The following is a 24,528-nucleotide window of genomic DNA, read 5'->3' on the forward strand; positions in this document are numbered from 1 at the left end:
ACCTGCACGCGGCCCATCGCCACTTCATACAAGAAGAAATCATGAACACGCTCATTGAATTGAACAACTTGCTCGGTTTTACCCGCCAACATTCGGCCTATTGCCGCGAACACTTCAGAGATGTCGCGGCCCCCATCAGCGCCTTGACCGAACTGCCCCTGATCGACCCTGAACAATACTGGCGTGACAGTCAGCATCCGCACCAATGGCCAGTGTTGTCAGGCCCGCTGGAAGACGCGATGGTCTTCAAGACCGGGGGCACCACCGGCTCAGGAAAACTCTCGCTGTTCACCCGCGCAGAATGGCAAATCCTGGTGCGCGATTTCGGCAGCCACCTCACGGCGCAACTGAACCCCGGCGACCGGGTCGCCAATCTGTTCTTCGTCGGCGACCTGTATGCCAGCTTCATTTTTCTTCACGACGCGCTGGCCCATGTCCAGACTCCCGTCAGCGAATTTCCCTTCACCGGGGCCGTCGACAGCGCCGTACTGGCCGAGTCGATCGTTGCGTACCGGATCAATGTGTTGGCCGGTCTGCCGGCGCAAATGCTCAAATTCGCCGCCTGGCTGGAACGCCAGTCACGGATCCTGGAGGGCGTCGAAACCCTGCTCTACGGCGGCGAAAGCCTGTTCGCCGCCCAGCTGCAAACGCTCCAGCGAGTGTTCCCGAACGCACGCATCGCCTCTATCGGCTACGCCAGCGTCGATGCCGGACTGATCGGCGTCAGCGCTCGCGATTGCAGCCTGGGCGAACACCGGATGCTGGAGCGGCATAGCGTGCTGGAGATCATCGACGAGGTGAGTGGTGACGTCATCGAAGAGTGCAACCGTAACGGCAGGCTGGTCCTGACCAATCTCACCCGGCGCCTGATGCCGGTGATCCGCTATCCGGTCGGCGACCTCGCCTGCTGGCGTGAACCGGCAGAGACGCCGATGCGCAAGTTCGCCCTGATGGGCCGCAGCATGAACAGCCAGCGCGTGCGGGTGAGCGTGTTGAGTCTGGATACCGGTGACATCGGCGAGCTGGTGCGCAAGATCGCCGCCAGCGATGACTGGCAACTGCTCATCGAACAGCGAGCAAGCAAAGATCTGCTGAGCCTCAAGTGGGTACCCTGCACGCGAACGGCTGACATCAGCCAGGCAAGCTCAACCCTGCACCGTGCGCTGATCGACCAATACCCGCTGATCGAGAAGCTGCAGTCCGATCAATTGCTGGAGCTGAACGTGATCGCCTGTGCGAACGATGAACTGACCTGTCATCCACGCTCCGGCAAACATCAGCGGGTCGTGGATCGACGGGTTTATGACCATCCGCAACAGGGGCAAGCGTGATGGACACGACAATCATCCGCCGCTATCGCGTCGCCGATGCGCCGGCAGTCAGCCGCCTGTTCGAAGAAATCTACGGCGTTCATTATCCTCAACCCCACGTGTATCTGCCCTGGATGATCAGCCAGAACCACAGTGACGGTCGCTGGCACTCGCTGGTAGCGGTGGTCAACGAGCATATCTGCGGGCACGCCACGTTGTTTCGTCAATCTGGCCGAAGCGCACTGGCGGAGCTGGCACTGACCGTGGTGCACCCGGACACTCGCGGGCAAAACATCGCCACCCAGTTGGGCCAGCAGCTGCTGATTCATGCCCAGGCGCTGGATTGCCGAGGCGTGACGATCAAGCAGGTCACGCACCACCCGTATACGCAGCGCATGGCCGCCGGCCTGGGGTTTCACAGCTGTGGTCTGTTGCCCGATTACGCGCCTTCGCCGTTCGGTGGAACAGGGCGGGAGACGATTGTTGTGGGTCACTGCAGCATCGACGGTTATCGGCGCCCGCTGCCGGCACTCGCCTGGCCGCAGGATTGCCGCGAGCTGATGTCGCGTCTGGAGGCGGTGTTTGGTACCACCGACCATACCGTGCCATGGAAAGGCCCGAAGATCCGCTTCGATCACGTATCCGGGCGCTACGACCTGCTGCTCAAGGCCCTCGATGACAACCTGCTCGAGCAATTGGGACAACTGCCGGCGCACTGGCTGATTTCGATCAGACTCAGACTCGCCCAAGGGTTTTCCAGCGCGCTGCGCAAACTGGCCGATGCTGGTTTCGCTTTCACCGGGATTGTCCCCGATGACCACAGCGACGGCTGGCTGGCACTGTTTCATCGTGGCTACCAGGCCTCCACGCTGAGCCTGCACTGTCCACACATGCAGCACCTGCAGGATCAGGCGCAGCAGGCCGGCGAAAGGTATCAGGACTAAAAACGAAAACGGCCCACCCAATCAATGGGTGGGCCGTGGGTGACCGGCTCAGGCCTTGGACTTGACGCCTTGATCCACCGGTTTCGCCGCGTTGCCTTCACCGTAGGTTTTCAGGTTCTGCAGCACATAGATCGCCTTTTTGTATTCAGGGATCAGGTTCTTGCCGTAGGCATTGCCATTGAGGCCATTGTTCTGAATGGCGTCGAGCTGGGTGGCGAAATACTCCAGCGCATTGAATTTTGCATCAGGGTCTTTGGTCACGCCGAAACGGTCGAACTTGTCGCCGGCATTGAGCAATGTAAAGGAGGTGATGTCGGAAATCAGCCCGCGCTCACGCAGGAAAACACTCAGATTGCTCAGTTGCTTGACCGAGACATTCGCCGGATCGAACCCCTTGATATTTTTGCGCAGGCCCTGCTTGTCCATTTCGGCAGTGTTCAGCGCGGTCGGATTGGTGCCGACCTTGGCGAGCATCTGCTGCACCTTGAGGCTTTGCTTGACCTCCTTCTTCGCGCCTGTATTGCGAACCAGCACCCCTGCCTTGCTCTCCCAGCCGCCGACAATGCCGATCGTCATGAGAAGACTCCCTGTGAAATAACCATGAAATGTCCTTGCTGGACTACTTGAATGCCGGGAAGTATCTACCGGCGAACTGGTGGCACCAACCCTTTTAGTGCAGCCGCTTACAATTTTTGTACATTCTCGATACAAATTGCCAGAAGCTCACGGTGCCGCGGTTTCATGGCAGTTTGACGATTGCTCGCGAAGCTTTTTTTTGCGCTGGCTGACAAGAGGGTCGATCCATTTGTATCGGAGTCGACACGCCCCTTCCGTCAGCCCGACACTTTCTTGCACCAAAGTACTTAAAGCTTCCCCGTTCGCCGACGATACGCTGGTGTGACCCCGCCGTTTTTCCCTCGACCCCACAATAAGAATCGCAGCTCAAGGACCGGTATCCATGCCCGCATTCCGCACCATTCAGGCTCGCTACACGTTATTTCTGGTTCTGTTCATCCTGCTGCTGTCGGTGCTGACCGTGGTCGGTATCAGCCAATTGGTCGCGCCCAAGCTGCGGCATACCGAAGAACAGGTGGTGCTCAACCGGATTGCCGAAGTCGCCGAACAGATTCAGGGCGAACTGAACAAAGTCCAGGCGCAGCAGCGCAGCATCACCCAGACCATTCCCCTGCTCGACAGCGCGGCCATCGACACAGTGTTGCCGGGCCTGGTGGATCAATACGGCGAGCTGAAAGTCTTCGGTGGCGGGATCTGGCCACTGCCGGGTCAGCGTGAGGCCGGGCGCAACAAGTTCAGCACGTTCTGGCACCGCGATGCCTCGGGCAAACTGGCGGTGAATACCTTCTGGAACAGCGACGCGGCGCCCAACTACTACGACCAGAGCTGGTACAAGGGCGGCATGCAGACTCCGCGCGGCCAGTGCGCCTGGGCCGCTGCCTATAAAGATGACGCGAGTGCCGAGCCGCGCACCAACTGCGCCATGGCGATCCAGAAAAACGGTGCAGCGTGGGGCGTGTCGACCATCGACGTGACGCTGGGCTTCTTCAACGATCTGGTGGCGCGCAAGGAAAAAGACCTCAACGCCGAAATGCTGATCGTCGAGGCCGACGGCAAGATCATCAGCAACAGCTCGCGCATCAGCGGCCCGATCGTGCTGAAGAACATCAGCGAACTCGCAGCCGGCTCGACCTTCGCCAGTCAGGTCAAGGCTGGCCTGCAGAACCGCGATCAGGCGCAACGCGTCGAGTTCGACAACAACGGCGAAGCCAGCACCTTCTTCATGCGCCCGATCGAAGGCACGCCGTGGTTCCTCGCCACCGCCCTGCCAACGAAAATGCTCACCGCCCAGCGTGACGACGTGCTCAGCAGCCTGAGCCTGTTGCAGATTCCGCTGGTGATTCTGCTGGTGTTGTTGCAGGTGTATGCGATCCGCCAACTGGTGTCGCGGATGAAAGCGCTGAAAGCCAACATCGACTTGCTGTCCAGCGGCGATGCCGACCTGACCCGGCGCATCACCATCCGTGCCGAAGACGAACTGGGCGCCATCGGCCACTCGGTCAACACCTTTATTGCCTACCTGCAGAACATGATCGGTGAAGTCACCCAGGCCACCGGCGCCATGGCTTCGAGCCTGGACGACCTGCAGCGTACGTCGGCCAACACCAGCCAGATTCTGCTGCGCCACGCTTCGGAAACCGATCAGACCGTTACCGCCATCACCGAAATGAGCTCGACGGCCGAAAGCGTCGCACAGAATGCCGCTGAAACCGCTGCGTTCACCCAGCGCGCCAACGAAAACGCCGATCGCTCACGGGTGGTGGTCGGTGAAGCGACCAACAGCGTGGTGGCCTTGATCGACGAAGTGGCCAGCGCCACCCAGAAAGTCGAGAGCATGCAGCAGGACGCGCAGCGCATCACCGAGATTCTCGGGGTGATCGGCGCAATCGCCGGGCAGACCAACCTGCTGGCCCTCAACGCCGCCATCGAAGCCGCCCGGGCCGGTGAACAGGGTCGCGGCTTTGCCGTGGTTGCCGATGAAGTCCGCGCCCTCGCCGCTCGCACCCAGGCCAGCACCTCGGAAATCAACGAGATGTTGACCCGCCTGACCCAAGGCGTGAGTTCCTCGGTCAGCGCCATGGAAAACACTCAGGCCAGCTGCCAGTCCGCCGCTGACGCCACGGCGCGGGTCAACTCCGGTCTGGATGAAATGGCCGGCTCGGTCAGCCACATCAACAGCCTCAGCACGCAGATCGCTACCGCTGCCGAACAGCAGAGTGCGGTCACCGAAGAGATCAACCGCAGCATGGTGCAGATCCGGCACATGGTCGAAGAACTGGTGCACAGCGGCCAGGCCAGCGAACTCAACACCCGCCAGTTGCTGGAAGCCAACAACCGGGTGAGCGCGATCATGGGGCGGTTCAAGGTTCGTTGAGCCTGACAGATTTGTAATCTCCCGCTCAGCAGGCTGTCAGGCTTGATCCATGATCATCCTGCCAGCCTGCCTTGTATCAACTTGAAACACTCCGTTGATGCCCGGCAGGATAATCCGGTCAAAATACTTTCCTTTTTGACCGTCATCCTTGTCGAGAGCCCACCATGCGAACCTCCCTGCGACTGGCCGCCCTCAGCGCCCTGCTCCTGTCCTCCCTGGCCCAGGCCGCCGAGCTGATCCCGATCGAAGTGCACCGCGACGCCAATTGCGGCTGCTGCAAGAAATGGATCAGCCACCTCGAAGCCAACGGCTTCAAAGTCGAAGACCATGTCGAACGCGACATGAGCAGCTTCAAGCAGCAACACGGCGTGCCACCCCGCCTGGGCTCGTGCCATACCGCGCTGATCAACGGCAAGTTCGTTGAAGGCCACGTGCCGGCGGAACAAGTGCTGGCCCTGAGCAAGCGTGACGATCTGCTGGGTATCGCCGCGCCGGGCATGCCCATGGGGTCACCGGGCATGGAAATGGACGGCATGAGCGATGCCTATCAAGTGATCGGCCTGAAAAAGGACGGCACAGATGTGGTGGTGGCAGACTACACGGCCCACTGATGGCTGCCGGTTACGTCGGGCTGTTCGCCGCCGCGTTCGGCGCTGCGACGCTGTTGCCGCTGCAATCCGAAGCGCTGCTGGTCGGGCTGATCGCCAGCGACCGTTACTGGCTCTGGGGCCTGCAGGGCGTGGCGACGCTGGGCAATGTCCTCGGTTCGCTGGTCAACTGGTGGCTGGGGCGCGGCCTCGAACACTTTCAGGATCGACGCTGGTTTCCCGTCAGCCCGAACCACATGGCCACTGCGCGCAAACACTACGAGCGCTATGGTCACTGGTCGCTGCTACTGAGTTGGCTGCCGGTGATCGGCGATCCACTGACCCTGATCGCCGGCGTCATGCGCGAGCCGCTCGGGCGCTTTCTGCTGATCGTCACGCTGGCCAAAGCGGCGCGTTACGCCGTGGTGGCGATGCTGACCCTGGGCTGGCTCGGTTGAACATTCCGGCCATGGCGTTGCCTGTGGTTAACGTCGCCCTAATCCGGGCGTTCCAGCATCGGCCGATTTCCATGGAGTTTGCCCTTATGTCCGTCACGCTATCCCGCTGGCTGCCCGGCCTGTTCCTCAGCGCTGCGCTGCCGCTGTTTGCCCACGCTGCAGCGCCCACTGAAACTGCACCCGCCGATGGCCAGACCTATGGCCCGGAGCTGCAAGGTTTCCAATACCCCTACACGCTCAAACACTTTGCCTTTCAGTCCCAGGGTAAATCCCTGCAAATGGGTTACATGGACGTCGCCGCCCACGGCAAGGCCAACGGGCGCACCGTGGTGCTGATGCACGGCAAGAATTTTTGCGCCGCCACCTGGGACAGTTCGATCAAGGCCTTGAGCGAGGCCGGTTATCGGGTCGTCGCGCCTGATCAGATCGGCTTCTGCACCTCCAGCAAACCCGATCACTACCAGTACAGCTTCCAGCAACTGGCGACCAACACCCAACAGCTGCTCAAGGCCCTCGGCATTCAGAAAGCCACCCTGCTCGGCCATTCCACCGGCGGCATGCTCGCCACTCGCTTCGCGCTGCTGTTCCCGGATCAGGTCGAACAACTGGCGCTGGTCAATCCGATCGGCCTGGAAGACTGGAAAGCCCTCGGCGTGCCGTATCGCACCGTTGATCAGTGGTATCAGCGCGAACTCAAAGTCACCGCCCAAGGCATTCGCGACTACGAGCGCAACACCTATTATGACGGCCGCTGGAAACCCGAATTCGACCGCTGGGTCGACATGCTCGCCGGCCTGAGCAATGGCCCGGGCAAAACCCAGGTGGCGTGGAACTCGGCGCTGATCTACGACATGATCTTCACCCAACCGGTGTACTACGAGTTCAAGGACCTGAAGATGCCGACCCTGCTGTTGATCGGCACGTCCGACACCACGGCCATCGGCAAGGACCTCGCGTCCCCCGAGGTCAAGGCGAAAATCGGCCACTATGAGGTGCTCGGCAAGCAGGTCGCCAAGCTGATTCCACAATCGACACTGGTGGAATTCCCCGGCCTCGGCCACGCGCCGCAGATGGAAGAACCGGCGAAGTTTCACCAGGCCTTGCTCGGCTGGCTGAACAACACCAATCCCGTTCGTTGATGAGGTAAGGCTGATGGCGGTGCAGATTGCAGTGATCGATGACTGGCAGGACGTGGCGCGGGACGTGGTTGACTGGTCGGTGCTCGACAGCATCGGCGAAGTGACGTTTGTGCATGACTACCCGGCGGACAACGCCACAATGGCCGCACGTCTGGGCCAGTACCAGGTGATCTGCGTGATGCGCGAGCGCACGCGTTTCGATCAGGACCTGCTGCAGCGCCTGCCCAATCTCAAGCTGCTGGTCACCGGTGGCATGCGCAACGCGGCGCTGGACATGCAGGCGGCCGCCGGCCTCGGGATCAAGGTCTGCGGCACCGACAGCTACAAACACGCGGCGCCGGAACTGACCTGGGCCTTGATCATGGCGGCCACGCGCAATCTGCTGAACGAAGCCAATTCCCTGCGCGCCGGTGGCTGGCAGCAAGGGCTGGGCGGTGACCTGCACGGCAAGACGTTGGGCATCCTCGGTCTGGGCAGCATCGGCCAGAAGGTCGCGCAATTCGGCCAGGTGTTCGGCATGCGCGTGATTGCCTGGAGCGAAAACCTCACCGCCGAACGCGCACAGCAGGCCGGCGTGACCTACGTCAGCAAGCAGGAATTGTTCGAACAGGCCGACGTGCTCTCGGTGCATCTGGTACTCAGCGAGCGCAGCCGCGGGCTGGTCGACGCACAGGCGCTGGACTGGATGAAACCCACCGCGCTGCTGGTCAACACCGCCCGTGGGCCGATCGTCGATGAAGCGGCGCTGATCAAGGCGTTGCAGAAACAGAAGATCGCCGGCGCGGCGCTGGATGTATTCGATCAGGAGCCGCTGCCTGAACTGCACCCGTTTCGCACCTTGGACAACGTGCTGGCCACGCCACATGTGGGGTATGTCAGCCGGCAGAACTATGCGCAGTTCTTTGCGCAGATGATCGAGGATATTCAGGGGTGGGCCGACGGGAGCCCGCTGCGCCTGTTGAATTGATCGCAACTTTTCGACTGCGGTGAATTGACTGACGCCTTCGCGAGCAAGCCCGCTCCCACATTGGAAAAGTGTCGTACACAAATCAACTGTGGGAGCGGGCTTGCTCGCGAAGGGGCCTTAATAGACAACACATCAACAAACTGCCCGCACCACAACAGTGCGCCCTGCCTTTCCGCTAGCACAAAATCGTGACCGCTCAGTCACCGTTTTAGCCCTCTCCCTCAAAAAAACCTGCCCTTCGTCGGTGCGTTCCTGCTTGAACACCACGGATTTCGCTGCCTGCCAACCGATTGTCGAACAATTTATCCGTTTGCTCTCGCCCGCTCTAGGATCTGGCCTAGACTGACTTTCGCGGATTAAAACCGGCCAGTCACAAACCCGAAAAATTGTCGAAACTTTTGCAGATGGCGGCGGGTCATCTGAAAGGCAGGGTCAACGCGACTGGTGCAATCCTTGCAACGGCCCCTTCACCCATTCTGCTTGCACGTGTTGGGTAGCGTTTGCTCACCGATGCGTGGCGCGTTTGCGCCCGGCCACAGGATTTGGCCATAGCTTGTTCGATACAAGAATCAGATCAACGACACGGGAGATTCATATGATCAGTGCGGCATTGGATATTCAGGGAGAGCGTGCTCAGCAGGCGGTTGGTGAATCGAGCACGGTGAGTCTTCCCGGCAGCCGGTCGATCAACGTCCCGGGCACCAAAACGCTGACGCCGGTCGCCAGCCAGAATCCCAACAAGAAGAAAGTGTTGTTCGTGACCTCGGAAATCGCCGATCTGGTGAAGACCGGTGGTCTGGGGGACGTCTCCGCCGCCCTGCCCCGCGCCATGGCGCACCTGCACGATGTGCGCGTGTTGATCCCCGGTTACCCGCAGGTGATGCACAGCGAGAACCCGATCCACATCATCGGTGAGCTCGGCGGGCATGCCGCATTGCCTCCGTGCAAGATCGGGCGTATGGACATGCCGGACGGGCTGGTGATCTACGTGCTGATCTGCCCCGAGTTGTATGAGCGTGAAGGCTCGCCGTACGGTGCCAACAACGGCCGCGACTGGCCGGACAACCATATTCGTTTCGCCCGCCTGGGCCTGGCCGCTGCCGACATCGCCGCCAACCTCGCACAAATTCACTGGTGCCCGGATCTGGTGCACGCCCATGACTGGCCCGCTGGCCTGGCCCCTGCCTATATGCACTGGCGCGGGCAGCGCACGCCCACTCTGTTCACCATTCACAACCTCGCCTATCAAGGCGTGACCAGTCTCGGCTCGTGCCCGGAGCTGGGTATTCCGACCCACGCCCTGCAACAGGAAGGCATGGAGTTCTACGGCAAGATGTCGTTCCTCAAGGCCGGCATGGCCTATTCGAGCCACATCACCACCGTCAGCGCCACCTACGCGCAGGAAATCACCACCCCGGATTTCGGCTGCGGTCTCGACGGTTTTCTCGCCGCCAAGACCCAGCAAGGCTTGCTCAGCGGCATCCCCAACGGCATCGACGAGAGCTGGGACGCGGCCACTGATCCGCACCTGTTCGCGCCGTTCGCCATCGGCGACTGGGAAGGCAAAGCGATCAACGCCGCCCATGTGCGTGAACTGTTTGGCTTGAACGATTCCAGCGGCCCGCTGTTCGCCGTGGTCTCGCGTCTGGTTTATCAGAAAGGTCTGGACCTGACTGAAGCCGTCTCCGAATACATCGTGCAGAACGGCGGCCAGATCGCAATCATCGGCCGTGGCGAGCCGGAAGAAGAACAGGCCATGCGTGAACTGGCGCTGCGCTTCCCCGGGCAGATCGGCGTACGCATCGGCTTCAATGAAACCGACGCCCGGCGCATGTTCGCCGGCAGCGATTTCCTGCTGATGCCGTCGCGTTATGAACCTTGCGGCCTGAGCCAGATGTACGCCCAGCGCTTCGGCTCTTTGCCCGTGGCGCGCAATACCGGCGGCCTGGCCGACACCATCGAAAACGGTGTCACCGGTTTCCTCTTCGACGAGTCCACTGTCGAGAGCTACCGCGAAGCGCTGAGCCGCGCGTTCAAGGTATTCGCCTTCCCCGACCTGCTCAACGCCATGCGCTGCAGAGCGATGGCCGCGCCGTTCAACTGGTGCAAAGCGGTCGAACCCTACGCCGAACTCTACGAACAACTGGTCGCCAAGGCGCTGGGTAAAGCCGGCCACAAATAACTCAGGGAGCTTTTCACCATGCCGTTACGGACCCAAGAAAACTGGCCCCACGGCGCGATCATGCAGGACGCCGAACACACTCAGTTTGCGCTGTGGGCACCGGATGCGTTTTACGTCAGTGTCGAACTTGAAAACGGCCAGTCCCTGCCGATGTTACCGCAGGCCGATGGCTGGTTCGTGATCAAGACCCGGTGCCCGGCGGGCACCCGCTACCGCTTCAACATCGATGGTGAACTGGAGGTGCCCGACCCGGCCTCCCGCGCCCAGGACGGCGACCTTGACCGCCACAGTGTGGTGGTCGATCCGCTGGCCTATGACTGGCGCCACACCACCTGGCACGGCCGGCCGTGGAGCGAAGCGGTTATCTACGAGCTGCACGTCGGCGCGCTCGGCGGCTTTGCCGAAGTGGAGCAGCATCTGGCGCGCTTGGTCGAGCTGGGCATTACCGCCATCGAACTGATGCCTTTGGCGCAGTTTCCCGGCACACGCAACTGGGGCTACGACGGCGTGCTGCCATTCGCACCGCAAGCCTCCTATGGCACCCCGGAACAACTCAAACACCTGATCGACAGCGCCCACGGCCATGGTCTGGCGGTGATTCTCGACGTGGTCTACAACCACTTCGGCCCCGACGGCAATTACCTTGGGCGCTACGCCAAAGGCTTCTTTCGCGAAGACAAGCACACGCCCTGGGGCGCGGCGATTGACTTCCGCCGCCGTGAAGTGCGGGACTTTTTCATTGAAAACGCGCTGATGTGGGTGCTCGAATACCGCTTCGACGGGCTGCGTCTGGACGCGGTGCACGCCATCGAAAGCCCGGATTTCCTGCCCGAACTGGCGCAGCGTATTCATCAGCAGATCGATCCAAGCCGCCACGTCTGGCTGACCGTGGAAAACGAGCTCAACCAGTCGAGCCTGCTCGAAGAGGATTACGACGCGCAGTGGAACGACGACGGCCACAACGCCCTGCACGTGCTGCTGACCGGCGAAACCGATGCCTATTACGCTGACTATGCGCTGCAACCCACTGAGCAACTGGTGCGCTGCCTAAGCCAGGGCTTCGTGTTTCAGGGCCACATCACCCGCCACGGCGAACCGCGCGGCGAGCCGAGCGAACACCTGCCCTCCACCGCTTTCATCCTGTTCCTGCAGAACCACGACCAGATCGGCAACCGGGCTTTCGGCGAACGTCTGCATCACCTGGCCGATCCACGCGCGGTGCAGGCCGCCACCGTGCTGTTGCTGCTGTCACCGATGATTCCGCTGATGTTCATGGGCGATGAGTACGCGGCCGAGCAACCGTTCCTGTTCTTCACCAGCCACCACGGTGAACTGGCGGATCTGGTGCGCGAAGGTCGGCGCAACGAATTCGCCGGGTTCAGCGCCTTCGCCGATCCGCACAAACGCGAAAAAATTCCCGATCCGAATGCCGAGCAGACCTTCCACGCCTCGCAGCCTCGCCTGGTCGGCAACGGCAGCGCAAAACAGCAGGAAACCCTCGCGCTGTACCGGCAACTGCTGCAATTGCGCCACCGCTACATCATTCCCAATCTGTCCGGCACCCAGGCGCTCGGGGCGCACATGCTCGGCTTCGGTGCGGTCAGTGCACGCTGGCGGTTGGGCGATGGCAGTGAGCTACGAATTGACCTGAACCTCAGCGATACGCCAGTGGTCAACCCTGCACAGACCGACGCCGTGTGGCTGTTTCAACAGCCGCCCGCCGTTGCCCTGTCGGAACCGGGCGTACTGCCCGCGTATTGCGCGCTTGTCAGCCTCACGGCCGCAACCCCCTTGCAACCTCTGGATGGAGAGCGCCTATGAGCGATGCGCAACTGGAAATACTCGCAAGCCGCGCCGGCCTCGCCGTCGACTGGATCGACGCCAACGGCCGCCCGCAGAAAGTCGCCCCGGCGGTGCTGCGCAATGTCCTCACCGGCCTGGGTCATCCGGCCAATACCGCGCAGGAAATCGACGCCAGCCTGCTGCAACTGCAACAGGTGCAACAGGATCGCCACCTGCCGCCGCTGTTGACCGCAGATGTCGGGGTCAGCGTTGATCTGGCCCGCTATTTCGAGCCTGAAACGCCTTGCGAAATCCACCTGGAAGACGGCTCACGGCTTAACCTCAAACTCGACGCCGAAGCGAAACTGCCCGGTTTGATCACGGTCGGTTATCAGCAGGTGCACATCGCCGACCAATATTTCACCCTGGCCGTGGCCCCCGAGCGCTGCTTCAGCGTCGGCGATGCGGTAGACAACCCGATCCCTCGCGTCTGGGGATTAAGCGCGCAACTGTATAGTCTGCGCCGCCCCGGCGATGGCGGTTTTGGTGACACTCAGGCGCTGGAAGAACTGGTGCGGGTGGCTGGCGAGCGTGGCGCCGATGCGCTGGCAATCAGTCCGTTGCATGCGATGTTCAGCGCCGACACCGGACGGTACAGCCCCTACTCGCCGTCCAGCCGCCTGTTTCTCAACGCCTTGTATGCCGCACCGGGCGCCATCCTTGGCGAACGCGCCCTGCGTGATGCGATCGACGCCAGCGGTCTGGCCGAGCAATTCCGGCAACTGGAAGACTTGAAGCTGATCGACTGGCCCGCGGCCGCCGACGCCAAACAGAAATTGCTGCAAGCCTTGTACGATGGTTTCGTCGCGGGCGAGCACCCGTTGCATCCGGACTTCGCCAGTTTCCGCCATGCCGGTGGCGAAGCCCTGGAAAACCACTGCCGCTTCGAAGCTATTCAGGAAATGCGCGCCGCCCGTGGCGAAAGCCTCGACTGGCGCGAATGGCCGGCACACTGGCATGAGCCGCGCGGCGCCGCCCTCGAAGCCTTTGCCGAGGAATACGCCGAACGCATCAGTTACTTCGCCTTTTGCCAGTGGTTGATCCACCGCTGCCTGGAGCGCGCGCAAACGGCTGCGCGCAGCGCCGGCATGGGCATCGGCCTGATCGCTGACCTTGCGGTCGGTGCCGACGGCGCCGGCAGCCAGGCCTGGAGCTTTCAGGACGAACTGCTCGCCTCGCTCACCGTGGGTGCGCCGCCAGACATTCTCAATCGCTCCGGTCAGGGCTGGGGGATTTCCGCGTTTTCCCCGGAAGGCCTGATACGCAACGGCTTTCGCGCGTTCATCGACATGCTGCGCGCCAACTTCGCCCACGCTGGCGGGCTGCGCATCGACCATGTCATGGGCCTGCAACGCCTGTGGGTGATCCCCAACGGCGCGGCCCCGGCCGATGGCGCTTATCTGTATTACCCGTTTGACGATCTGCTGCGCCTGCTGACCCTTGAGTCCCATCGGCATCAGGCGATCGTCCTCGGCGAAGACCTCGGCACCGTGCCCGACGGTCTGCGCGAAAAACTGAGTGCGCGGGCGATCCTCGGCATGCGCGTGCTGCTGTTCGAACAGGACAACACGTATTTCAAACCGATCCTCGACTGGCCGGACAACGCGCTGGCGACCACCAGCACCCACGATCTGCCGACGCTCAACGGTTGGTGGCATGGTCGCGATATCGACTGGAACGCGCGTCTGGAATTTGTCGACCCCAACGGTGAAATCGAATGGCGTCGCCATCGCCAGCGCGAGCGCGAAGGCCTGCGCGGGGCCTTGAGCCAAGACCCGCAAAACTTCCGCGAAGAATCCCACGAAGCCGATCAAGTGGTCGATGCCAGCGTGCGTTTCCTCGGTCATACCCGCGCACCGCTGGTGTTGCTGCCGCTGGAAGATGCGCTGGGCATCGACGAGCAGGCCAACCTGCCGGGCACCATCGACAGCCACCCGAACTGGTCGCGACGCCTGCCCGGCAACAGCGAAGCCTTGCTTGATGGCGCCGATGCCGCGCGCCGTCTGGAACTGCTGGCCTGTGCCCGCCTGCAAGCTGCCGAGCGTGACCAATGAACCAGACCCTCATCCAACCCCTGCGCGCCACCCTGCGCCTGCAATTTCACAAGGGTTTCACTCTGGAACAGGCGGTGCCGCTGGTGCCGTACTTTGCCCGCCTCGGCATCAGCCACATTTATGCCTCACCGCTGCTCGCGGCCCGCGCCGGCTCGATGCACGGCTACGACGTGGTCGACCCGACCCAGGTCAATCCGGAACTCGGCGGCGAACCGGCGCTGCGTCGTCTGGTCAGCACCCTGCGCGAACACGGCATGGGCCTGATCCTCGACATCGTCTCCAACCACATGGCCGTCGGTGGCGGTGACAACCCGTGGTGGCTCGATCTGCTGGAATGGGGCCGCCTGAGTCCGTACGGCGAGTTCTTCGACATCCAGTGGCACTCACCGGACCCGTTGATGGAAGGCCAGTTGCTGTTGCCGTTTCTCGGCAGCGACTACGGTGTCGCGCTGCAGGAAGGCACGCTGAAACTGCATTTCGATGCGCAGCAAGGTCGCTTCCACGTCGAGCATTACGAGCATCACTTTCCGATCTGCCCGAATGACTACGGCGAGTTGCTTAAACCGGTCGAAGCGCTGAAATCCCTGGCCGATCGTTTCAGCGCCCTGAGCTATCAGACCGACGCACATGCGCTGGCGATGCCGCTCAAAGCTGAACTGAAAGAAATGGCAAGCGATCCGCAGATTCTCGCCGTGATCGAGGAAAGTCTCGCGCATTACGACTCCACGACTGCAGAAGGCTTCGACAAGCTGCATCAATTGCTCGAACGCCAGAGCTACCGTCTGGCCAGTTGGCGTACCGCTGCGGACGACATCAACTGGCGGCGCTTTTTCGACATCAACGAGCTCGGGGGCCTGCGCGTCGAACGCCCCGCCGTTTTCGAAGCGACTCACGGCAAGATCTTTCAGTTGATCGCCGAAGGCCTGGTCGACGGTTTGCGCATCGACCATATCGATGGTCTCGCCGACCCCCGTGGCTATTGCCGCAAGCTGCGGCGGCGCCTCGACTTGCTTGCGCCGGATCGGCACTTGCCGATCTACGTCGAGAAGATTCTCGGTGCCGGCGAAACCCTGCGCACCGATTGGGCGGTGGATGGCAGCACCGGTTACGAGTTCATGAATCAGCTGTCGTTGCTGCAACACGACCCCGATGGCGAACATGTACTCGGCGACCTCTGGCAGCGGCGCACCGAGCGTCCGGCGGCGTTCATTGAAGAAGCGCAACTGGCGAGGCAACAGATCCTCAACGGCTCGCTGGCCAGCGATTTTGAAAGCGTCGCCCAGGCGCTGCTGCAAGTGGCCCGGGATGACCTGATGACCCGCGACCTGACTCTCGGCGCAATTCGCCGGGTGTTGCAGGCGCTGATCGTGCATTTCCCGGTGTATCGCACTTACATCAATGCGCTGGGTCGCGCGGCGCAGGATGAACAGTTCTTCGAGCAGGCCATGGACGGCGCGCGGCAGACGCTGGGCGAAGGCGACTGGCCGGTGCTTGACTGTGTGGCGGCCTGGCTCGGTGGCACGCCCTGGCGGCAAAAGCCGCGCGGGCGCTCGCGCAAGATCCTCAAGCACGCTTGCGTACGCTTCCAGCAACTGACGTCGCCGGCAGCGGCCAAAGCCGTGGAAGACACCGCGTTGTATCGCTCGGCGGTGCTGCTGTCGCGCAACGACGTCGGCTACAACACCGAGCAGTTCAGCGCACCGGTCAGCGACTTCCATGCGGTCAATCAGCAACGCCTGGATGCGTTTCCCGACAATTTGCTGGCGACTGCGACCCACGACCACAAACGTGGCGAAGACACCCGTGCACGACTGGCGGTGCTCAGCGAACGCAGCCACTGGTATGCCGAACAGGTCGAGTTGTGGCGCGCCCTCGCCCGGCCGCTGCGCGACGATGATCAAGTGCCGTCGTCCGGCGATGAGCTGATCCTGTATCAGGCGTTGCTCGGCAGTTGGCCGCTGCAATTGCGTGATGACGATCAGGCGGGTTTCAGCAACTACGCCGAGCGCATCTGGCAGTGGCAACAGAAAGCCCTGCGCGAAGCCAAGCTGCAAAGCAGCTGGAGCGCGCCGAATGAAACCTACGAAAACGCTGCACAGACGTTTACCCAGCGCCTGCTCACCGGTGACGAGGGCGAGCTGCTGCGCGCCGCGCTGAGCAAGACCGTCAACAGCATCGCGGCGGCCGGCTCCCTCAACAGTCTGGCGCAAACCTTGCTGCGCATGACCGTGCCGGGGGTACCGGATCTGTATCAAGGCAACGAGTTCTGGGACTTTAGCCTGGTCGATCCGGACAACCGCCGGCCGGTGGATTACGCCGCGCGCGCGCAAGCTCTGGACGGACACGCGCCGCTCCCGGAGCTGCTGGCGAACTGGCGTGACGGGCGCATCAAGCAAGCGTTGATCGCCGAGGTGTTGAACCTGCGCGCCGAACACACCGAGCTGTTTCGCCGGGGCACGTATCAGGCCTTGGAGGTGCTGGGCGAGCAGGCGCACAACGTGCTCGCATTCGCCCGTGAGCACGAGGGCCGCTACGCCATCGTGATCGTGCCGATCCGCTGCGCGACGTTGCTGGAAAACAGTGCCGTGCCACAGGTGGATGCGCTGCGCTGGGGCGATACACGGGTGGTTTTACCGTTCGCCGCCTCTGACACAAACCTGAAGGGACTTTTTCACAGCAGCGCAGTCACAAAAAACAGGGAGCTGAACGTCAGCGCCGCGCTGGGGGATTTCCCGGTCAATCTGTTTATCCAACTCTTTACGTAACGACGAGTTCAGTTCAGGAGCATTGCGATGAGTACCGACGATAAACGCATCCGCGAGTTTGCCTATCAGATCTGGGAATCGGAGGGCAAACCTGAAGGTCATGAAGCGCGTCATTGGGAAATGGCGCGCAAACTGGCCGAAGCCGAGGCCCTCGCGCCGAAGAAGTCGCCAAAGGCTGCGGGCAGTAAAACCGCCGGCAAGACTGCGACCGGCAAAGCCAGCGAAAGCAAGACCCCGGCGGCCAAGCCTAAGGCGCCTGCCGACGCCAAAGCCAAGCCTTCCAGCGCCGCCAAAGTGATTCCACCGGGCGAAAAAGCCGCCGAGAAAAAGCCGCGCGCCCCACGCAAGCCCCCGGCCAACTGACACACCTGGATTATTGAACTGAATGACCGTGTGGCGGGTTCGCTCGCCACACAGGGACAATTCGTCCTTAAAAAACCCAATAACCCCTGTCAGGGAGAGATGTCTGTGGTGAGGGGATTTATCCCCGATCGGCTGCGAAGCAGTCGCAGGGCCGCTGCGCGACCCATCGGGGATAAATCCCCTCACCACAGATTCTTTTCCCACCGTTGATTATTCGAACCAACCCGTTTTGCAGGAGCAATCATGACCCGTCCAAAGAATGCCGAGCCCGCAGCGCACGCTGAACCTTCGAGAATCCGTGAAGGCCTGCCCTTCCCGCTCGGTGCGACCTGGGATGGTCTGGGGGTTAACTTTGCACTGTTTTCCGCCAATGCCACAAAGGTTGAGCTGTGCATCTTCGACGATGCCGGCGAAGTCGAACTCGAGCGCATCGAACTGCCGGAATACACCGACGAGATCTACCACGGCTATCTGCCCGATGCCCATCCCGGGCTGATCTACGGCTACCGCGTGTATGGCCCGTATGACCCGGCGAACGGCCATCGCTTCAACCACAACAAACTGTTGATCGACCCGTACGCCAAACAACTGGTCGGCGAGTTGAAATGGTCCGAGGCGCTGTTCGGCTACACCATCGGCCACCCCGACGCCGACCTCAGTTTCGATGAACGCGACAGCGCGCCGTTTGTGCCCAAGTGCAAGGTCATCGACCCGGCGCACACCTGGGGCAACGACCATCGGGTCAGCGTGCCGTGGGACAAAACCATCATTTATGAAACCCACGTACGCGGCATCAGCATGCGTCACCCTTCGGTGCCGGAGAACGTGCGCGGTACCTTTGCCGGGTTGATGGTCGACGACGTGCTCGAACACATCCGCAAACTCGGCGTGTCGAGTGTGGAATTGCTGCCGATCCATGCCTTCGTCAACGACCAGCATTTGCTGCACAAGGGCATGACCAACTACTGGGGCTACAACAGCATCGCCTTCTTCGCCCCGGATCCGCGTTACTTGGCCAGCGGCAAGATCGCCGAGTTCAAGGAGATGGTCGCGCACCTGCACGAGGCCAATCTGGAAGTGATCCTCGACGTGGTCTACAACCACACCGCCGAGGGCAACGAACAAGGCCCGACCCTGTCGATGCGCGGCATCGATAACGCCTCCTACTACCGCCTGATGCCAGACGACAAGCGCTACTACATCAACGATTCCGGCACCGGCAACACCCTCGACCTCAGTCACCCGTGCGTGCTGCAGATGGTCACCGACTCGCTGCGCTACTGGGCCAGCGAGATGCACGTCGACGGTTTCCGCTTCGATCTGGCGACCATTCTCGGGCGCTATCACGACGGTTTCGACGAGCGTCACAGCTTCCTCGTCGCCTGCCGTCAGGACCCGGTGCTGCGTCAGGTGAAAATGATCGCCGAGCCTTGGGACTGTGGCCCCGGTGGCTATCAGGTCGGCAATTTCCCGCCGGGCTGGGTCGAGTGGAACGACAAATTCCGCGACACCGTGCGCGCGTTCTGGAAAGGCGACGACGGCCAGGTTGCCGACTTCGCCAGCCGCATGACCGCGTCCGGCGAGATGTTCAATCAGCGTGGACGGCGGCCGTACTCGTCGGTGAACTTCATCACCGCCCACGACGGTTTCACCCTCAACGATCTGGTGTCGTACAACGACAAGCACAACGAAGCCAACGACGAGAACAACCAGGACGGCAGCAACAACAACCTGTCGTGGAACCACGGCGTCGAAGGCCCGACCGATGATCCGGAGATCAATGCGCTGCGCCACCGGCAGATGCGCAACTTCTTCGCCACGCTGCTGCTGTCGCAGGGCACGCCGATGATCGTTGCCGGCGACGAATTCGCCCGCACCCAGGACGGCAACAACAACGCCTATTGTCAGGACAGCGAGATTGGCTGGGTCAACTGGGACCTGAGCGAGGACGGCAAGGCGCTGCTCAAATTCGTCAAACGCCTGATCAAGTTGCGTATGGCTTATCCGATCCTGCGTCGCGGGCGCTTCTTGGTCGGCGAGTACAACGAGGACATCGGCGTCAAGGACGTCACCTGGCTGGCGCCGGACGGCACCGAGATGACCACCGAGCACTGGCATGACGCGCACAACCGTTGCCTGGGCATGCTGCTCGACGGTCGCGCGCAGGAAACCGGGATCCGCCGCAAAGGTGCCGATGCGACGTTGCTGCTGGTGGTCAACGCCCATCACGACATCGTCAACTTCAGCCTGCCGGAGGTGCCGGAAGGCAGTTTCTGGACCTGCATGATAGATACCAATCAGCCGTCGATTCGCGGTCAGGAACGCTTCGAGTTCGGCCATGAGTATTCGGTCACCGGGCGTTCGTTGCTGCTATTCGAACTGCAACGCGAAGAAGAAGACTGATATGGACCTGCACAGTTATCTGGCGCGCCGCCCGCCGGACTATCACGACACCGCCGCACTCGGCCATTGCCTGCGGGCGCTGGTCGAGGCCGGTCTGGATCAGTTGCCGTTACCGGGCAGCGGCTGCACGCTGGAGCGCTTTCAACGTCTGGCGGAAGTCGGCGGGCATGATCTGGGCTTGTGCAAACTCTACGAAGGCCACACCGACGCATTGGCGATCATCGAACAGCTCGGTGGTTCGCCTACACCGGGCAGCACTTGGGGCATGTGGGCGGCTGAACCACCGCAGGCTCGGGTGCAGGTGCGACCGGCCGGGCACATGGTGCGCCTCGACGGGCGCAAGGCCTGGTGTTCCGGGGCGGCGGTGCTCAGCCATGCGCTGCTCACCGCGTGGGACGCCGAAGACCGTCAGCAACTGGTCGCAGTGGCGCTTGATCAACCGGGCGTGACCATCACCGATCAGGGCTGGCAAGCGGTCGGCATGGGCGCCACCGGCAGCGTCGAAGTGTTGTTCGACGGCGCTGAAGCCCAGGCCATCGGCGAACCCGGCGACTACCTGAATCGTCCGGGTTTCTGGCAAGGCGGGATCGGCATTGCCGCGTGCTGGTACGGCGCGGCAAGGGAAATCGCCGAGGCGCTGCGTAAACACTGCGCGCAACGTCAGGAGCCGCACGCCCTCGCCCACCTCGGCACGGTCGATGCGGCGCTGTACGCAGCCGCCAATGTGCTGCGTTTCAGTGCGTTGCACATCGATACGCATCCCGAAGCCAATGCCGAACTGTTAGCCCGACGTGCCCGCGCCGTGGTCGAGCAATCGGCTGAGCAAGTGATGCGCGAGACCGGTCGGGCGCTGGGTGCCGCTCCGTTCTGCAAGGATCGGCACTTCGCCCGGTTGAGCGCCGATCTGCCGGTGTTCCTGCGCCAGAGTCATGCCGAGCGTGATCTGGCGGCCCTTGGCCAAACGCTGGCTGAACACCCCGAGGAGGCCTGGACGCTATGAACGCCGCTAATAAGCCCGATCCGATCATCGGCCACCAAGGGACTTCGTTGCTGCAATGGCAACATTCCCGGCACCTGGCGGCGCTGGACAGCGTCGATGTCCTCAGTCTGGTGCCACCGGGCGCGCGGGCGGTGATCGTCGCCCCGCACCCGGACGACGAAGTGCTCGGCTGCGGCGGAATGTTGCAGTTGCTGGCCGCCGCCGGGCGTCAGTTGCAACTGATTTCGGTCACCGATGGCAGCGCCAGTCATCCCGGTTCCGAGCGCTGGCCAGTCGAACGCCTGAGCGTGGTGCGGCCGCAGGAATCGGCTGAAGCCCTGCGCCGCCTCGGCGTGCCATTGCACCGGATGAAATGGCTGCGCGGCGGTTTCAGCGATAGCCAGGTCGCCGCAGATGAGCCGTCGCTGGTCGCGTTCATCGAACGCCACCTGCGCCCGGGCGACGTGGTGTTCAGCACCTGGTGCGAGGACGGCCACTGCGATCACGAAGCCGCCGGCCGCGCCAGTATCGAAGCTGCACGCCGGGTTGGCGCCACCTGCCACGAATTGCCGGTATGGACCTGGCACTGGGCCTCACCCGAAGACGCTTCGGTGCCGTGGCAGCGCGCACGAAAGATTCTGTTGTCCGCCGAGCAAGTGGCGCGCAAACGCCACGCGGTGCATGCGTTCGCCAGCCAACTGGAAGGCGACCCGCAAGCCGGGCTGCAACCGGTATTGGCGCCGTACGTGCTGGATCGTCTGCTGCAACCGTTCGAAGTGGTGTTCCTATGAGTGTCGATGATCGCTACTTCGACGGATTGTTCAGCGCTAACGATGATCCATGGGCGTTTCGCGAGCGCTGGTATGAACAGCGCAAACGCGCGATCACCCTCGCCGCCCTGCCCCGCGCGCATTATCGGGCGATCTTCGAACCCGGTTGCGCCAATGGCGAACTCAGTGCGGAACTCGCCGAGCGCTGCGACCGCTTGCTGTGTTGCGACACCGCCAGTGCCGCGGTGAATCTGGCGCGTACCCGATTGAGCCTGTTTGACCATGCCGAGGTGCGCCAAAGTCGCCTGCCCGGCGACTGGCCGGAGGAAAAATTCGACCTGATTGTATTTAGCGAAATCGGCTACTACCTCGATGCCCAGGATCTGACAGAAGTGATCCGCCGCATCAGTGAATCCCTGACGGCTGACGGCCAGTTGCTGGCCTGCCACTGGCGCCCGCCCATCGATGGCTGCCCGCTCAACGCGCGGCAGGTACATGACCTGATTCACGAGCAATTACCGCTACCGCGTCTGGCGCTGCATCAGGAAGCCGACTTCATTCTTGAAGTCTGGAGCCGTGAGCCGCGCTCGGTGGCCGCACTGGAGGGCCTGCGATGATCGGCATTCTGATTCCCGCGCACAACGAGCAAGACCTGCTGGAGCAGTGCCTGGCGGCCGCCGTGCGCGCCAGTAAACACGGGCTGCTGGCCGGCGAGCCGGTCGAAGTGCTGGTGGTGCTAGACAGCTGCACCGATCGCTCGGCGCAGATCGTCAGCGGATTTCCGGTACTGAGCCTGCACATCGACGCCCGCAACGTCGGCCAGGCCCGTGCCGCCGGCGCGCAGGTGTTGCTGGAGCGTGGCGCGCGCTGGATCTCCTGCACCGACGCCGACAGCCGTGTGGCCGAGGACTGGCTGGTGGCACAGTTGGGGCTGGGTGCGGATGCGGTGTGCGGCACGGTGACCGTCGAACATTGGGATCCGACATTCGACGAAAGCGCGCAAATCCGCTATCACAGCCACTATCAGGCGCGGGACGGGCATCGCCATATCCACGGCGCCAATCTTGGGGTCAGTGCCGATGCTTATCGTTGGGCCGGGGGGTTCGCCCCCTTGACCTGTGATGAGGACGTGCAACTGGTGCGGCAACTGGAATTGCTCGGTGCCGACATCGCCTGGAGCCATCGCCCGCAAGTGCATACCAGCGCCCGTCTGGACAGCCGTGCCCGGGGCGGATTCGGGGACTACCTGCGAAAATTGGTACAGTTAGACATAAAAAAAGCGGATCAGATTGATCTGTGACGCGACGAACCGGTTTTCATGAGCAATACTCTGCTGCGCGGCAATCCAGGGTTCGGAGCGTCGCACAGCAATCCATTCGCCTTCACGGGTCGAACGCACCTGCCTTTCTACGGTGCAGATTCGATTGAGGGCCTGACTCGACAAGGACGTAGCACCCATGAAACCGTTATTCCTCAACGAAAACCCGCCGCCGGTACAGATCTGGAACAGTTCCCCGCAGCTGGACAACATTCCCGTCATCAACACCCATAGCCTCGTTCCCCCCGGTGCTCGCGCCGTCGTCGTCGCCCCGCATCCGGGTGATGAAGTGGTGACCTGTGGCGGGCTCCTGCAATTGCTCTCCAGCCTCGGTCATCCGCTGCAACTGCTGTCGATCACTGATGGCAGCGCCAGCCATCCCGGCTCGCGACAGTGGTCGGAAAAACGCCTGAGCGTGTTCCGTCCGCAAGAGAGCGTCGAAGCCCTGCGTCGGCTCGGCCTGCCGATGCACAGTCTGAAATGGGTGCGCGGCGGGTTCACCGACAACGCGCTGCTCGAGCGCGAGACGGAAATCAGCAGTTTCATCTCACGTTATCTGCGCCCCGGCGACGTGGTGTTCAGCACCTGGCGCAACGACGGCAACGACGACCACGAAGCGGTCGGACGTGCCAGTGCCAACGCGGCAGCCCAAGCCGGAGCCACCTATCACGACGTGGCAGTCTGGGCCTGGCACTGGCCGGAGCGCGAGCAGAGCCTGATCCCTTGGGATCGTGCACGCAAACTGCGCCTCGACACCTGGACCGTGGCGCGCAAAAGCCACGCCACCCACGCCTATGCCAGCCAGCTCAAGGGCGAACCGGCGATCGGCATCGCGCCGATGCTGCCGCCGGTGATCCTGGAACGGATGCGCCTGCCCTACGAAATTGTCTTCATCTGAAACACCCACCCCCTGTGGGAGCGGGCTTGCTCGCGAAAGCGCCGGTTCAGTCACCTGTGATGTTGAATGTGCCGGCCTGTTCGCGAGCAAGCCCGCTCCCACATTGATAGGCGGCGAGCCAGTGGCCAGGGCTCACGACCGTTCATCGCAAATACCTCCCTACCTGTAATTTCTGACAGTAGCCAGAGCCGTCATCTTCAGCGCTGAATAACTCCACGCCCTTTGTCTCCCGACAGTTCGCTTGGAGTTCCGACCATGCTCGTTCAGCCCAAGATGAAAATCTCTGCCCCCCATTCACTGCTGGACCCGATAGTGCTCGGGCGCCTCCTGCCTTCCGGCCAGTGGGGAATCAACCGGGCGGCGGTGTTCACTTTTCCCGACCTCGGCCTGCTGGTCGTCATCCCCGTCTGGGCCAGCAAGGCTGTCGGAGATTCCGTCAAGCTGCTGCTCAATGGCCGTGAGGTCGACGGGCGTCCCATCATTGACGCGGCCGAGCTCAAGCAACCGACCCTCTTGTGGGTGGCTCCCCGTCATCTGCAGACCGGTTCTTACGAACTCACCTACGAAATCAAACAGCCCAATCAAAAAGAAGAGCGTCC

The 24,528-nt window shown here is 62.2% G+C and carries 20 protein-coding genes; 19 read left to right on the forward strand and 1 reads right to left on the reverse strand.

Annotated features, from left to right (window positions below):
* The first annotated feature begins 41 nt into the window (after nucleotides 1-41).
* Nucleotides 42-1,331, forward strand: coding sequence for a phenylacetate--CoA ligase family protein (locus tag H043_RS0111705; protein ID WP_027612030.1), 1,290 nt, complete (start codon nucleotides 42-44; stop codon nucleotides 1,329-1,331).
* Nucleotides 1,331-2,254 (forward strand): GNAT family N-acetyltransferase, encoded by a 924-nt coding sequence (locus tag H043_RS0111710; RefSeq protein WP_027612031.1) that lies wholly within the window; start codon nucleotides 1,331-1,333, stop codon nucleotides 2,252-2,254. Before H043_RS0111705 ends, H043_RS0111710 begins: the two co-directional genes overlap by 1 nt.
* Before the next feature lie 48 nt (nucleotides 2,255-2,302).
* On the opposite strand, the gene H043_RS0111715 is transcribed toward H043_RS0111710, so the two are convergent.
* Nucleotides 2,303-2,830, reverse strand: coding sequence for a hypothetical protein (locus H043_RS0111715; RefSeq protein WP_027612032.1), 528 nt, complete (start codon nucleotides 2,828-2,830; stop codon nucleotides 2,303-2,305).
* 382 nt (nucleotides 2,831-3,212) lie between these two features.
* Here H043_RS0111715 and H043_RS0111720 point away from each other — a divergent pair, with 382 nt between their 5' ends.
* The 17 genes from H043_RS0111720 to H043_RS0111800 all read left to right on the forward strand — a co-directional run.
* The gene (locus H043_RS0111720) at nucleotides 3,213-5,204 is read left to right on the forward strand and encodes a methyl-accepting chemotaxis protein (protein WP_027612033.1); all 1,992 of its coding nucleotides are present in this window, start codon (nucleotides 3,213-3,215) and stop codon (nucleotides 5,202-5,204) included.
* A 164-nt stretch (nucleotides 5,205-5,368) separates the two neighbouring features.
* Nucleotides 5,369-5,815, forward strand: a complete 447-nt coding sequence (locus H043_RS0111725) for a DUF411 domain-containing protein (protein WP_027612034.1) — start codon at nucleotides 5,369-5,371, stop codon at nucleotides 5,813-5,815.
* Nucleotides 5,815-6,249, forward strand: coding sequence for a YqaA family protein (locus H043_RS0111730; protein WP_027612035.1), 435 nt, complete (start codon nucleotides 5,815-5,817; stop codon nucleotides 6,247-6,249). The genes H043_RS0111725 and H043_RS0111730 overlap by 1 nt, the downstream gene beginning before the upstream one ends.
* Before the next feature lie 86 nt (nucleotides 6,250-6,335).
* Nucleotides 6,336-7,388 (forward strand): alpha/beta fold hydrolase, encoded by a 1,053-nt coding sequence (locus tag H043_RS0111735; protein WP_027612036.1) that lies wholly within the window; start codon nucleotides 6,336-6,338, stop codon nucleotides 7,386-7,388.
* A 13-nt stretch (nucleotides 7,389-7,401) separates the two neighbouring features.
* Complete coding sequence (locus tag H043_RS0111740; protein WP_027612037.1) at nucleotides 7,402-8,355, forward strand: D-2-hydroxyacid dehydrogenase family protein; 954 nt, start codon at nucleotides 7,402-7,404, stop codon at nucleotides 8,353-8,355.
* 595 nt (nucleotides 8,356-8,950) lie between these two features.
* Nucleotides 8,951-10,537 (forward strand): glycogen synthase GlgA, encoded by a 1,587-nt coding sequence (gene glgA, locus H043_RS0111745; RefSeq protein WP_027612038.1) that lies wholly within the window; start codon nucleotides 8,951-8,953, stop codon nucleotides 10,535-10,537.
* An 18-nt stretch (nucleotides 10,538-10,555) separates the two neighbouring features.
* A complete protein-coding gene (gene treZ / locus H043_RS0111750; RefSeq protein WP_027612039.1) occupies nucleotides 10,556-12,358 on the forward strand; it encodes a malto-oligosyltrehalose trehalohydrolase in 1,803 nt (600 codons plus the stop codon).
* Nucleotides 12,355-14,433 carry a 4-alpha-glucanotransferase gene (malQ, locus tag H043_RS0111755; RefSeq protein WP_027612040.1) on the forward strand — a complete coding sequence of 693 codons (2,079 nt, stop codon included), beginning with the start codon at nucleotides 12,355-12,357 and terminating at the stop codon, nucleotides 14,431-14,433. Before treZ ends, malQ begins: the two co-directional genes overlap by 4 nt.
* Complete coding sequence (locus H043_RS0111760) at nucleotides 14,430-17,198, forward strand: malto-oligosyltrehalose synthase (protein ID WP_027612041.1); 2,769 nt, start codon at nucleotides 14,430-14,432, stop codon at nucleotides 17,196-17,198. Before malQ ends, H043_RS0111760 begins: the two co-directional genes overlap by 4 nt.
* 27 nt (nucleotides 17,199-17,225) lie before the next feature.
* Nucleotides 17,226-17,561: a DUF2934 domain-containing protein gene (locus H043_RS0111765; RefSeq protein ID WP_027612042.1), complete on the forward strand. Its 336-nt coding sequence runs from the start codon at nucleotides 17,226-17,228 to the stop codon at nucleotides 17,559-17,561.
* Nucleotides 17,562-17,804: 243 nt separating this feature from the next.
* Nucleotides 17,805-19,964 carry a glycogen debranching protein GlgX gene (gene glgX, locus H043_RS0111770; protein ID WP_027612043.1) on the forward strand — a complete coding sequence of 720 codons (2,160 nt, stop codon included), beginning with the start codon at nucleotides 17,805-17,807 and terminating at the stop codon, nucleotides 19,962-19,964.
* A gap of 1 nt (nucleotide 19,965) precedes the next feature.
* The gene (locus H043_RS0111775) at nucleotides 19,966-20,964 is read left to right on the forward strand and encodes an acyl-CoA dehydrogenase family protein (RefSeq protein ID WP_027612044.1); all 999 of its coding nucleotides are present in this window, start codon (nucleotides 19,966-19,968) and stop codon (nucleotides 20,962-20,964) included.
* Complete coding sequence (locus H043_RS0111780) at nucleotides 20,961-21,734, forward strand: PIG-L deacetylase family protein (protein WP_027612045.1); 774 nt, start codon at nucleotides 20,961-20,963, stop codon at nucleotides 21,732-21,734. The genes H043_RS0111775 and H043_RS0111780 overlap by 4 nt, the downstream gene beginning before the upstream one ends.
* Nucleotides 21,731-22,330 carry an SAM-dependent methyltransferase gene (locus tag H043_RS0111785; protein WP_049827864.1) on the forward strand — a complete coding sequence of 200 codons (600 nt, stop codon included), beginning with the start codon at nucleotides 21,731-21,733 and terminating at the stop codon, nucleotides 22,328-22,330. Before H043_RS0111780 ends, H043_RS0111785 begins: the two co-directional genes overlap by 4 nt.
* The gene (locus H043_RS0111790) at nucleotides 22,327-23,013 is read left to right on the forward strand and encodes a glycosyltransferase family 2 protein (protein ID WP_027612046.1); all 687 of its coding nucleotides are present in this window, start codon (nucleotides 22,327-22,329) and stop codon (nucleotides 23,011-23,013) included. The genes H043_RS0111785 and H043_RS0111790 overlap by 4 nt, the downstream gene beginning before the upstream one ends.
* 157 nt (nucleotides 23,014-23,170) lie before the next feature.
* On the forward strand, nucleotides 23,171-23,929 hold the full coding sequence (locus H043_RS0111795) for a PIG-L deacetylase family protein (protein ID WP_027612047.1): 759 nt from the start codon (nucleotides 23,171-23,173) through the stop codon (nucleotides 23,927-23,929).
* A 255-nt stretch (nucleotides 23,930-24,184) separates the two neighbouring features.
* Nucleotides 24,185-24,528: hypothetical protein (locus H043_RS0111800; protein ID WP_027612048.1), on the forward strand; the 344-nt coding region annotated here is incomplete at its 3' end.

The sequence above is a fragment of the Pseudomonas sp. URIL14HWK12:I6 genome (assembly GCF_000514195.1).
In the GTDB taxonomy this organism is placed as follows: Bacteria; Pseudomonadota; Gammaproteobacteria; order Pseudomonadales; family Pseudomonadaceae; genus Aquipseudomonas; species Aquipseudomonas putida_A.